This window comes from Vibrio sp. 10N.247.310.98, assembly GCF_041467395.1.
Classification (GTDB): Bacteria; Pseudomonadota; Gammaproteobacteria; order Enterobacterales; family Vibrionaceae; genus Vibrio; species Vibrio crassostreae_C.
Window position 1 is genome coordinate 55,906 of record NZ_JBFSUL010000004.1, and the last position, 12,653, is coordinate 68,558.

Genomic DNA, 12,653 nt, shown 5'->3' on the forward strand with positions numbered 1-12,653 from the left:
TCAGTCTTCACAGATTGTGATATACTCTGCGCGCATTTTATATCCTATTAACAGAGTAAGACAATGGCAGATTTATCGAAATACAGAAACATTGGTATTTTCGCGCACGTTGATGCGGGTAAAACAACTACCACTGAGCGTATCCTTAAGCTAACTGGTCAAATCCACAAGACTGGTGAAGTACATGATGGCGAATCAACGACTGACTTCATGGAACAGGAAGCTGAGCGCGGTATTACTATCCAATCAGCAGCTGTAAGCTGTTTTTGGAACGATCACCGTCTAAACGTTATCGATACTCCTGGACACGTTGACTTCACAGTTGAAGTATACCGTTCTCTTAAAGTTCTTGATGGCGGTATCGGTGTATTCTGTGGTTCTGGTGGTGTTGAACCTCAATCAGAAACTAACTGGCGCTACGCTAACGAATCAGAAGTATCTCGTCTGATATTCGTTAACAAACTAGACCGTATGGGTGCAGACTTCTACAACGTTGTTGACCAAGTTAAAAACGTTCTAGGTGCAACTCCTCTAGTAATGGTTCTACCAATCGGCCGTGAAGACGAGTTCGTTGGTGTTGTAGACCTACTAAGCCGTAAAGCATACGTTTGGGATGACACTGGTCTTCCTGAAAACTACGAAATCAAAGATGTTCCAGCGGACATGGTTGATGACGTTGAGCAATACCGTGAAGAGCTAATCGAAACTGCTGTAGAGCAAGACGATGACCTAATGGAAGCTTACATGGAAGGTGAAGAGCCTTCTATTGAAGACGTTAAGCGTTGTATCCGTAAAGGTACTCGTGATATCGCATTCTTCCCAACGTTCTGTGGTTCTGCGTTCAAGAACAAAGGTATGCAACTTATCCTTGATGCTGTAGTAGATTACCTACCAGCACCAACTGAAGTTGACCCTCAGCCTCTAATGGATGAGAACGGTGAAGAAACTGGCGAACACGCTATCGTTTCTACAGAAGAGACTTTCAAAGCGCTTGCATTCAAAATCATGGATGACCGCTTCGGTGCTCTAACTTTCGTTCGTATTTACTCTGGTAAACTGAACAAAGGTGACACGATTCTTAACTCATTCACTGGCAAGACTGAACGTGTTGGCCGTATGGTTGAGATGCAAGCTGATGACCGTAACGAACTAACTAGCGCACAAGCTGGTGACATCATTGCGATCGTTGGTATGAAGAACGTGCAAACTGGTCACACTCTATGTGATCCTAAGCACCAAGTAACGCTTGAGCCAATGGTATTCCCAACTCCAGTAATCTCAATCGCTGTATCTCCAAAAGATAAAGGCGGTTCTGAGAAAATGGGTATCGCTATCGGTAAAATGGTTGCAGAAGATCCATCTTTCCAAGTTGAGACTGACGAAGAGACTGGCGAAACTATCCTGAAAGGTATGGGTGAACTTCACCTAGACATCAAGGTAGATATCCTTAAGCGTACATACGGCGTTGACCTAACTGTAGGTGCTCCTCAAGTTGCTTACCGTGAAACTATCACTCAAGCAATTGAAGATAGCTACACGCACAAGAAGCAATCTGGTGGTTCTGGTCAATTCGGTAAGATCGATTACCGTATCAAACCAGGCGAAGCAGGTTCTGGCTTCAAGTTCAACTCTGTAGTTGTGGGCGGTAACGTTCCTAAAGAATTCTGGCCTGCAGTTGAGAAAGGCTTCGCATCTATGATGGAAAACGGCGTACTAGCTGGCTTCCCAACTCTAGACGTTGAAGTTGAACTTTTCGATGGTGGTTTCCACGCAGTCGATTCATCTGCTATCGCATTTGAAATCGCAGCGAAAGGCGCATTCCGTCAATCTATGCCTAAAGCTGGCGCGCAACTTCTTGAGCCAATCATGAACGTTGACGTGTTCACTCCAGACGATCACGTTGGTGATGTTATCGGTGACCTTAACCGTCGTCGTGGCATGATCAAAGATCAACAAGCTGGCGTTACTGGTGTTCGTATTAAAGCTGACGTACCTCTTTCTGAGATGTTCGGCTACATCGGTCACCTACGTACTATCACTTCTGGTCGTGGCCAATTCTCTATGGAATTCGCACAATACGCACCATGTCCAACTAACGTTGCTGACGAAGTGATTGCAAAAGTTAAAGCAGAAAAAGAAGCTGGTAAGTAATTAGCCCTTTTCTCAATTAGCTAAAAAAGCCCCGCAAGTGAAAGCTTGCGGGGCTTTTTATTTTCAACAAAACTAATTCTGCTCTCTTATCTTAAGTGCTTATATCCAAAAACTTAAAGTTACAGTGATGCATTAATTTCTTTTCATAGGATAGTGGTAGAGCCATATACGGTGTTCGTTAATATTTTTAGCTGTCCACTGACTAAACCGTAGGTTTCTTCATCACGTGTATCTATGGCATAGCTTTAACTTCAACCGTTATCGTATCTTGATATTTACCAGCTCTCGCAAAGTCTATGTTACCTAGCATTACTTCAAGGGGGAGCCCCCAACGCTTGGTTTCATCATTGTTTGAGAAGGTATAAACTGACTTCCGGTTTACCAAAGCATTATTAAATCGCAACGTATATGGGATCGAGATATTGGGTTCCGACTTCTGCTTTAACTCTCCATATTTTTGCTTTACAACTAACCTTACATTCGAGTTTGAAAGAAGATCAAAATCAGAACGGTAGGTGCGGTTAGATTCAAGATCACCAAGTTGGAAGCGATAACCTGAGCTCCCTGAACGTTGAACGTGTGGCGCATTTGGCACTGAGTTGAAAGCTACAAACGCTGGGACTTTGAGTTTAACTTTGGCATTTTTGGTCTCTTGCTTTCTATCTAAGGAAATAGAGGCTTCAAGAAGTCCGTTATAGTTACCAGATGCTGCTACTTTAGCTTCTGGTACCTTTATCCAAAACTTCGTCCTTTGGCTATTATCCAGAGGTAGTTGAAAACCTTTGCTAGGAAAGTGACTCAATTGACGGAAGTTCTTGTCCAGAATAGTAAGGGGCAAATTCGTTCCAATTGAACTTAAGTAGCTAGATTGTTTATTGTTGACCGATACTATGGCCATTGGGAATCGACAGTTCTGAATATCACGTGACAACTCTAAATAAACAGGAATATAAGCGCCTAAATCTCGCTTAAATTCAACATTGCTTCTGTCGATGTTTAGCATCCACTTGCCATTGCATTCGGCGGCCCAAATTGGTTGAGATAACATGGCTAAACCGAACACTGAGATCTTTAGAAAGTGTTTCATGGTTTATCCCTCTTTAATAAGTAAAGTTGGTAGATAAATCAGGTTGTCATTGATTTCTGGGACGTTCAATTTTGTTGGGCTAAAGCCATCTATGACGATGGTGTAGTTGCCCGGTGCAACGCCTTCCACAACGAACCTGCCTGATCGATTAGTGAAAAATTCATACGTTTTCTGTTGTCCAACCAACTGACCTTGGAAGAGCTTTAATGGTTTTTCTTGTCCGATCTCAATTTTACCAATGATGGTTTTCGATGCTGCCGATCCGATTTTTATTAGATGGCCTGTTTGTGATCCTGGCGTAATGCTGTACTCGTGGTCGCCAAAGTCATAACCTATCGGTGCGTCTGGCACATCAATGTAGATACTGGACAATTGGTGCCCTCCAGACAACTGAACGGCATTACTAATAGTATAGGTAGATATTGCTTCTGCAGGATCATCTGCAACCGCATTAATTTCTACATCAGCATCTAACGAGTTATGAACGGCAATAATTACCACTGGACCATTGATGGGACGTGACCAAGCTAAGTTACCGTCAGCCAGGGTAAGCGCTGTACTTGCTCGTAAAGAAGCGGTTTGGTAGTTTGCTGAGTTATCAAATGCTAGGTGAGAAACCTTAGCATCTGTGATAAAACGGTTTGCCACATAATTACCCTCGAAAGAGTAAGTTTGAGAGTCGCTCTCGCCTTCAGCAGTCATCGCATAGCCATAACTGCCCGTATAGTCCTCTGATGGGCGTTGAAATTGAGCTCGATAGGTATCTGGTTCGTTGGAGTAGGATATATTTGCATTGTATTCTCCATTGTCAGAGTTCCAGTCCCAATCTGCTGAAAAAGTAAAACGGGTTTCGTCAATGTTTTCATTTGGGTTATCTTCTTTCTCTATACCAGCAGAGAGTGATATATTATAAAATTGCCAAGCAACTTCAGTAGAAGCCTGCCATTGCACTTCAGCCTCTTCAAAATCACGATAGTCACCGCTCAGGATTAAACTAAGGTTATCCGTAATACTGAAAACGTAGTTTGAAAAGACACGAAGTCCAGTACTCGCATCTGCAATCTGCCAGGGTAGTGCAAAATAATTATCCTGGTATTCACTACCAAGGCGAAAGTTTGGGGAGCCATAACTGTCTGTTCCCCATAGTTGATGGGAATAATCTAAGCTGTAGATGCTACCTGTATCGTTATTGGGCTTGTTGTTTTGTGCTGAAGCTCTAACGCCTAAATTCCCCCAATCAGAACCTATTGTTGCAATCACGCCTAGTTGCTGTCCTTCAGGGTGATACAAAGCGTTTGCACCGGCTGTTAAGGTATCGCTAATACCATAGTCATAATAACCAGAAGTTACCCATTGCTCGTCGTCATACTTAAAGTTGTTATCTTCAATCGTCGACGTTAAACCAGAGTAGAATCCAAAATCTGAAATACCTTCGCGTAACAAACGCGAGTTAAAGAACTGGCTATAAACGATGGTATCGGTTCGACCTGATTGATAACTAATATCCAACCGAACATCATTGGTACCAGAAACGAGAGGCAAGTCGTCTAGTGTATATCGACCTGGAGGTAAGCGAATTTCAGTGAGAAAAACGTCGTTAATATAGACTTCTATATCAGCACTCTCATTCAGTACCAGTGGTTGAGTTCCGCCATTTTGGATATTCCGGGTAGGTTGTAAGTCTTGGTACAAACGTTCAAAAGCAAGTCCACCGAGAGGTGTACTAGGAAGGTGTCCGGCACTTGCTTGGGTTACATCGCCAAAGGTAAGTCGAAAAGGGGTTGTCGGTTCATCGAAGAAAAGACGAGCTTCGCCACGATAGACGTCAGAGTTGATATCGTTACCACCAGTAACAAAACCGGAAATGTCAATATTAGCGCCTCGAACGCCGCCAATATTGGTTTTTAATAACCATTCACCAAGCCACGTTTGGGTGTCCTCTGTATTAGAGTCGTTAAACAAGGAGTAGTCAGTACTGGCATTTAATGTATTTTGCATTGTCCAAACAGCGCTTTCTGAGTATTGGGCGGGTTCATATTTGCTACCAAACGAAAGCAAAAACTCAGCAGCAGCGGTTTCATCAATAACTAGGTTAATATTTTGATCGGAGGAATTGAAGGTTGCACTGATACCCATATGGTTCAGTTGTTCTATCGTAATGTACTCTTCGGAGAAATTTCGTAGCGCCACCAATGTCTCAGGGTTGATCAGCTTTTCAGTTGCCTGCACAAGCTGTTCTACGTTAATGGATCCAACAGTCATACCATCAGAATACGCATTTACTTCGCCGATAGTGTTTTCCCCCCAAGTTACTGGGAATGGGAACAACCAACTTTGCGCGAGCGCGGTTTGTATAACAGTAATGAGAGTGAGACATAAAATGAGATTTTTCATGAAAACCTCACTAGTCTATTGTTTTAACAGAAACTTTCTCTGGCTGCCCTAATTCACTTGGTAAGGTGTACTTGACGGTTGTTCCTGGCATTAAGTAAGCGCTTGTCTTTTTACTTAATACTTCCCAATCGACCGTTTTGTTTGCTTTGTCACCAGAGAAGCTGAACTCCATACCATTCATGTTCAGTACTCGTTTGCCATCGTTACGGATAGCAACCTGGCGATTTTGGAGTGTAGTAGTTGGAATTGATTTACTGGATGTGGGAGAGACAAAAACCAAAGTCGCAAACTCTAATAACATGGAAATAGAACTGTCGTCATCTTCCTCAATTTGATTTTCTAGTTCAATTTGCGAAAAGACGATACGGTAGGTGACGGTTTGTTTTATAGGTCCTGTTGGCATGTAACGTACGCGGAAAGTCTGAGATTTTTGCCCGTCAATTTTAGCTTGAGGTGGAAGGACGAGAAACTCATCTTCCGATGGTGTTAAAATTTCTTCGCCAGTAGAAAAATCAGTTTGATAGACATTTACTTCTAAGAGGATTGGTTCTTCTTCCACATTAGTCACTTTATACAAGCCTTGTGCATTTCGACCAACATCATCAAGTTCTAGATAGATTGGGCTGACTTCGTACGCGAAAAGGGCTGAGCTGAACAATAAAGAAAATAGAAGAGTTATAATCCTAGTCATTGATATTTCTCCATAAAATAAACTTGGCTCGAGAACCGAGCCAAGTTTCTTGCCTAAAAGACATTATCCATAAAGCGTCATTCGGTTATTAGCTTGCTGGACCTGCTGCAGCAAGACTCACTTTGATTTTACCTTTATATTTACCTGCTCGTGCAAAGCCTGAATCTTCAGGTTGTACATAAATTGGATGCTTGTTGATTTTGTTCACCAAGTGTTCGCCCAATGATGGAATTGGCGACGCCGTTACCTCCATGCCATGGTCGTTTTCGGTGTTCGCCACCGTATCTGAACCAATTTTCACTGCGTAGTTAATTTTTTCACTCATATTGTGCTTGGTTACGCCGTTTAGCTGGTAAGCTGTTACTGAAAACTCCAAATCAGTTCCGTAGTTACACCATGCACGCAAGTTACCTACCAAAACTTCCTTATTGTTGAAGCCATTGGACCATGAATCCTCGTGCACTTTGTTCGCTTTGCGTAGAACGTTATTCTTCACATCTTTCTTACCTATTCGCAGTAGACAGCGTTTTGGAACTCGGCCTTCAATTCGAATCGTTTTTTGGTCCGTGTTACTCAGTGTCGTAAAGTCCACAGCATTATTAAATTGAACCGCAGAAGCGCCAAAAGAAAGTGAAGCGGCTGCTACAGCAGTAGCAAGAAGTAACTTTTTCATAACTCAATCCCTCGTTAGTTAAGATGCATATCTGTGCATCGCCTCTAAAGACTACGAGGGAACGGTTAGTCAAACCTCATCACATGGAGTGAAAAATATCGTTTGCATAGGGTGAGTTTAGAATGAGTTTTGTCATAATTCATTTTTCTTTTGATTTAACCTTGTTGCTACCTAGTTAGCGCTTTTTACTTGAGCAAGAAGTTCATATCTCGATCGTAAGTTTAATTTACGAAGTAAGTTTGATGAGTGAGTTTTCACTGTATTGATACTGACGTGCTGCTGAGATGCAATCTGAGAGTTTGAAAGCCCCTTTAGCATCAATGTGCAGGTATCCCTTTCCTTTTTAGTTAACTCTTTGTAATTGATTATATTTTCGCAAGCTGATTCATAATTAGGCTCATTGCTTTGATAGGAAGAAACCAGCTTATTTAACACTGACCTTGGGAACCATATATCTTCTTGATAAACAGATAAAATTGCTTTCGATATAAACTCAAAGTGCTGACCGACTTGCCCTGAAAAGCCTTTCTCTAGCCATACTGTAGAGGTATTGTCATTCACATTGACTGCTAACCAAAATTCGTTTCGTTCATGTAGGATAAATCCGTATCTTTTGGGGCATGGCATTGTTTGAATATCAAATAAAACAACCGTTTCAGGTTCGAGTTTCGGTACTTGCACAAAGCATTGGGAATGAGTGATTTGCGCGCTAGGAATAGATACCGAAAGTAGGTCTTTTATCACCCTATAGTATGAATTATTGCGGGTAAGGACATGAATGTCTAACGCGAGTTCAGAATCAACTTCCATGATTGACCTCTCTATTTACTCATACACAAAATCTTTATTAATCGCTAGGTTAATGGGGAGTTATCCCACTGTCTCTGGTTCAATAATATTAGTATTGATTGAGCATTATTCAATGGAATGGATGTGCTATTTGTTTTAATTATTGATTTTCAAAGGAAAATAATAAAATTGAATGGAATGCGCACCAATGGGTTCATACTTTAGTACCGTAAATGGTGCGTTTGTTAAAGGTAGGGACTAGCTAGTTTTTAGTTGGATGTAGATTTGCTCTACCTTGGTACGTGCCCAATCTGTTTTACGCAAAAACTTTAAGCTCGATTTAATGCTTGGGTCTTTTTTAAAGCAGTTGATGTTCACCATGTAACTCAACTCTTCCCAACCGTAATGTTCAACCAATTCAGTCAGTAGCTTCTGTAGCGTGATACCGTGAAGTGGATTATTGTCTTGTGTCATGAGATGTTCTCGCCATTTATTTGAGCTAAGTATACCAGTTTCGCTTTATGAATTATCCGACCATTTGAGTTCGTAATCGGTGTGGATAATCGAAAGCTCTTCTCTACCTGTATCACCAAATAATTTAACCTGAGCCTGCATCCATTCTTCGAAACGTTTTATCTTCTCTCGATGAAAGTAACCCGGAGGCGCGCACAAAAAATAATTGTATTTAGGCTTCAGCGCGATGTTTCCGATCCGCACCAATTTCTTTTCTTGTAAGTAGCGGTATACCAAGCTGTGTTTAACAAGCGCGACACCTTGAACGGATAGCGCACCTTCTAGCACAAAATGAGAGCCATCAAATTGCAATGATGTGCGGCCAGCTTTTACCCCTGCGACTTGTAACCAGAGATTCCAATCCATATCAGGCCAACGGTCTTCAATAAGTTCCGCTTTATGCAGATCGTCGATGTCATAGATACCGTGTTTCTCTTGATAGATAGGGTGGCAAACCGGGTAAATGACCTCGTCCATCAACCAGCGTGATTCGATGTTTGGGTAGTCTCCATGACCATATCGAACACAGATATCGACATTAGAATCTTCAAATGTGACTAGCTTATTAGTCGGCTCAATTAACATGGATAGATCAGGGTGGCGATCGCGAAAGTCGCCTATTCTCGGTACGAGCCAATGCTGAGCAAAGGAAGGCACGGTAGAGATCGACAGCTGAGTGGGGTTTGGATCTTGGTTGATGCGTCTCACCCCATCTTGAATATGAGCAAAGCCTTTCTTCACTTGCTGGTACAGTACTTCACCTTCATGAGTGAGTACTATTTTTCGGTGCTGACGAATAAACAAGTCTGCACCTAACCACTCTTCAAGTTGGCGAATTTGTTGGCTGACGGCAGCTGCCGTGACAAATAGCTTTTGTGCGGCGAGCTTAAAACTGCCAGTTTCAGCCGCCGTGTAAAAGTAATAGATCCCTTGGAATGGTGGGGTTCGTTCTCTCACATTAGTTTTCCTTAACTGAATGCCAGTATCTATCGTTTGTCGATGTTGCTCTGTTGGTCGATTATTGACCATAACAAAGCAAAAGATCAACAGGAGAAAGGCTATGAATACGATCACAGCAACAGCAAATACCAACCATTCATTTTTATCATCATTATCAATTAAGAAATTCTATTCTAAATTAGACCTGTACTTTCAAAATCGTAGAACCAGAAAGCAACTGTCTGAGCTACCCGATTATTTACTGAGAGATATTGGGATTACGTCGGAACAAGTCGAGAAAGAACTGAAGAAGTCATTTTGGGAGTGATTCAAGGTAGCGTAGCTTTTAACTCGACGTTGCTTTAACTCAACATAGTTTTGTCGGTGTCGGGACGTTTACGTTACCGTTCTATGTTGAGTTAGGTTGATGGTTTATATAAAGAAGTGAGAGATGAGATTTAACTCTCCAATAGCTCGTTTACTTCTTCGTGCAACCAATTGGTGAACGCGGTAATGCGCTCTTCTCTCGGGGAGTTAGGATCAAAGCATAGGTTTACTTGAACACCAGGTGTCATGCCAATATTAAAGGGCTTCACTAACAAGCCGCGTTCGATGAAGTCACCAGCCAAGCTGTCTGTTGCCAAGCAAACCCCATGCCCTGCCATGACCGTGGTTAGCCCCATATCAAAGGTTCCTACTTCCATCCACTGAATGGTGCTGCTTTGAGTCGATATGTTTGCTTGCCTAAACCATTCCTCCCACGGGAAACAACCGCTATCAAACTGAATCAGCCAACATTTGAGGAGTTGTTCAGGTGATGTGAAGTTCAAAGAGTTTGCGAGTTCAGGGGAGCAAAAAGGGTAAACCGGTTCGTTGATTAGCATCTCGAGAGTTAAGCCTTCTTCAACACACAGATCTTCGCCCTGCAGAATAGCCACGTCAATCTCACCATGTTTTAAATTTGGGGTGTCAGACCCTGTGAGCACCTTAATTGGGATCTCTGGGTGTTTTACCGAGAACTTCCACAGCCTAGGCAGCAACCAACGAGAAGCAAAAGAAGGGGGACTTCTAACAACAAGCAACCCTTGAATAGGTTCTGATTGGATCTTGTTTAACCCCAGCAGAACCTCTTGAAATCCATCAGAGACATGTCTAAAAAGTGTGTGCCCTTCATGTGTCAAAGTCATTGCACGCCCCTTACGAATAAAGAGCTTACATCCAACCTGTTCTTCTAACTGTCGAATCTTCTGGCTGACTGCTGCCTGAGTGACGAACAGCTCTTCAGCCGCTTTACTGTAATTGCTCAAGCGTGCTGCAACTTCAAAGTAACGGAGGCCTGAAAGGTGACGCAGTCTATTGTCCATAATCTCAGCTTATAGTTCTTGTTAATAATGATTGTTCGCTTATCGAACAGGTTGTTTTCATAATAGCGATAAATAAACAGGGAATACAAGAGAGAGAACATGAAAGCAATAACCTGCTGGGTCGGTATATTTGTTACTCAGGTACTTAAAATCAATGATAATACTAAGGTGAGGAAGCCGACTAAATCTAGACAAGTTGTTTGCTTGGAATCGTTAAGTCATCGAATGAGAAAGGATGTCGGCTTAGATTACGAGAGTAGTGATGCTGCGGATTATACTAAGTACTTATAATGTGAGCTTACAAAAAAGGAGCCATAATGGCTCCCTCTCGATTTTAATTATTCTTCCCAAACCACCAATTTATCTTTCGGCCAGTTATGACCAACTTCATGGTATTTCTGCTCAAGGATATGTCGCTTGATTTTGAGAGTCGGGGTTAACACGCCATTCTCAATGCTCCATGGTTCCTTAATCATCAATACACCTTTGATCTTCTCGTGTGAACCAAGCTGCTCGTTCATTTTCTCGATAACGCGCTTTGTCGTTTTCTCATAGCGAGCTCGATCGAAATTAGGGAAGTCATGCGGTACCACAAGTAGGATTGGACCAGGTAGGCCAAGACCTATCAAACACATCATTTCTACGCGGCTGTACTCAAACAGTTTGTTTTCGATTGGTACAGGGGCAACAAACTTACCTTTAGCGGTTTTAAAGGTATCTTTCTTACGCCCACGAATCGTTAGGTAACCTTCACTATCGATATCACCGATATCACCGGTATGAAGCCAACCATCCGAGTTAAAAGACTCTTGGGTTGCAATATCATTCTTGTAGTAACCAGAGAATAAGCCTTTGCCTCGAACTAGAATCTCTTCATCTTCAGCTATTTTGAGTTCGATCCCTGGACCTGCATTACCAACCGTACCAATTTTATCGGCTCTGAATGGGTAGTTGAGCGTGCTGTAGGCGAAAGACTCTGTCATGCCCCATGCCTCGGTAATGTGCAGGCCAACACTCTCATACCATGCGAGTAGAGCGGGTGATACAGGTGCAGAACCACATCCAAGAACGCGAGCTTGGTCTAACCCTAAGCCATCAGCAAGTTTCTTCTTAATGATGTTGTTGATAAACGGAATCTTCAGTAAGAAGTTCAGTTTCTTCTGTGGCAATTTGTCTTGGATTCGCTGCTGGAACAGAGTCCATAAGCGAGGAACTGAGATAAACAGTGTAGGGCGATGCATTTTCACATCATCAATAAAGGTGTCTAAAGATTCAGGGAAAGCCGTAACCACGCCCCCCATCACTGAAGAACCAAAGATGTAAACGCGTTCTGTAATATGAGCAAGTGGTAAGTAAGAAAACAGGCGATCGCCAGGTTGGATTCCAATATGATCAATCAACCTTTGAACAGACCAAGTAAACGCGCCGTAGGTGAGCATTGCGCCTTTTGGTAGCCCTGATGTACCCGATGTATAAACAAGTGACATCAGCTTATCGTCGTGATGCTGAGGGCGTTTGGTTGATGGTTCATGTGTATCAATGAGCTGTTCGAAAGTGTGTTGGCACTTCGCTGCGCTGTCGTATGGCAGTGAAATACTCACTAAGCTCGGATTGTCATCAAGTACTTTTTGAGTGGCTTTAGGATCGTCAAGCTTACCTGCAATCACAATTTTACATTCACTGTGTTCAATACAGTATTGAATGGTATCTGCACCCGCTGTAGGAAAGATTGGGACGCTGACAAAATCTCCTAACATCATGGCAAGATCGCAGATGAACCATTCTGCACAGTTTTTCGATACGAGAGCGACTCGATCGCCAGGTTGGGCTCCGAGTCCTTCTAATGCTGACGCTAATTTCAGTGCTTTGTCGGCTACTTCTTTATAAGTAAATTCGACAAATTGGCGGTTAATAATCTGTTTCAAATAGACTTCATCTGGGCGTTCTTCTGCCCATTTTAAAATCATGTCATTGGGTGTAGGGAGAGCTGTTGCTTGTTCTTGGCTAAACTCGTTAGGCTGAATCATTGTCTAACTCCATGTTTTTCGCTAA

General features: G+C 42.4%; 11 protein-coding genes. 2 read left to right on the forward strand and 9 right to left on the reverse strand.

The genetic code is table 11. The annotated features are described in order from the left end of the window. The first annotated feature begins 63 nt into the window (after nt 1-63). A complete protein-coding gene (gene fusA / locus AB6E78_RS02785) occupies nt 64-2,151 on the forward strand; it encodes an elongation factor G (protein WP_372112669.1) in 2,088 nt (695 codons plus the stop codon). Nucleotides 2,152-2,383: 232 nt separating this feature from the next. On the opposite strand, the gene AB6E78_RS02790 is transcribed toward fusA, so the two are convergent. From AB6E78_RS02790 to AB6E78_RS02820, 7 genes are all read right to left on the reverse strand, one after another. Next, nucleotides 2,384-3,238, reverse strand: coding sequence for a hypothetical protein (locus tag AB6E78_RS02790; protein WP_102319911.1), 855 nt, complete (start codon nt 3,236-3,238; stop codon nt 2,384-2,386). Nucleotides 3,239-3,241: 3 nt separating this feature from the next. Then, a complete protein-coding gene (locus tag AB6E78_RS02795; protein ID WP_372132640.1) occupies nt 3,242-5,632 on the reverse strand; it encodes a fimbria/pilus outer membrane usher protein in 2,391 nt (796 codons plus the stop codon). 10 nt (nt 5,633-5,642) lie between these two features. Further along, entirely contained in the window at nt 5,643-6,323 is a 681-nt protein-coding gene (locus tag AB6E78_RS02800; RefSeq protein ID WP_102319913.1) for a molecular chaperone, read from the reverse strand. 88 nt (nt 6,324-6,411) lie between these two features. Then, complete coding sequence (locus AB6E78_RS02805; protein WP_372054894.1) at nt 6,412-6,996, reverse strand: hypothetical protein; 585 nt, start codon at nt 6,994-6,996, stop codon at nt 6,412-6,414. Between the two features lie 171 nt (nt 6,997-7,167). Beyond that, on the reverse strand, nt 7,168-7,806 hold the full coding sequence (locus tag AB6E78_RS02810; protein WP_102319915.1) for a response regulator transcription factor: 639 nt from the start codon (nt 7,804-7,806) through the stop codon (nt 7,168-7,170). Nucleotides 7,807-8,043: 237 nt separating this feature from the next. Beyond that, nucleotides 8,044-8,259 (reverse strand): VF530 family DNA-binding protein, encoded by a 216-nt coding sequence (locus AB6E78_RS02815; protein ID WP_102319916.1) that lies wholly within the window; start codon nt 8,257-8,259, stop codon nt 8,044-8,046. A 45-nt stretch (nt 8,260-8,304) separates the two neighbouring features. Next, nucleotides 8,305-9,255, reverse strand: coding sequence for a LysR substrate-binding domain-containing protein (locus AB6E78_RS02820; protein ID WP_372132635.1), 951 nt, complete (start codon nt 9,253-9,255; stop codon nt 8,305-8,307). 103 nt (nt 9,256-9,358) lie between these two features. On the opposite strand from AB6E78_RS02820, the gene AB6E78_RS02825 reads away from it, so the two are divergent. Further along, nucleotides 9,359-9,565 carry a DUF1127 domain-containing protein gene (locus AB6E78_RS02825; protein WP_065584040.1) on the forward strand — a complete coding sequence of 69 codons (207 nt, stop codon included), beginning with the start codon at nt 9,359-9,361 and terminating at the stop codon, nt 9,563-9,565. Nucleotides 9,566-9,695: 130 nt separating this feature from the next. Here the strand turns inward: AB6E78_RS02825 and AB6E78_RS02830 are convergent, their stop codons facing one another. Both AB6E78_RS02830 and AB6E78_RS02835 read right to left on the reverse strand, forming a co-directional pair. Beyond that, nucleotides 9,696-10,601, reverse strand: coding sequence for a LysR substrate-binding domain-containing protein (locus AB6E78_RS02830; RefSeq protein WP_372074603.1), 906 nt, complete (start codon nt 10,599-10,601; stop codon nt 9,696-9,698). Nucleotides 10,602-10,939: 338 nt separating this feature from the next. Continuing rightward, on the reverse strand, nt 10,940-12,628 hold the full coding sequence (locus tag AB6E78_RS02835; protein WP_136973756.1) for an AMP-binding protein: 1,689 nt from the start codon (nt 12,626-12,628) through the stop codon (nt 10,940-10,942). Nucleotides 12,629-12,653: the final 25 nt, after the last annotated feature.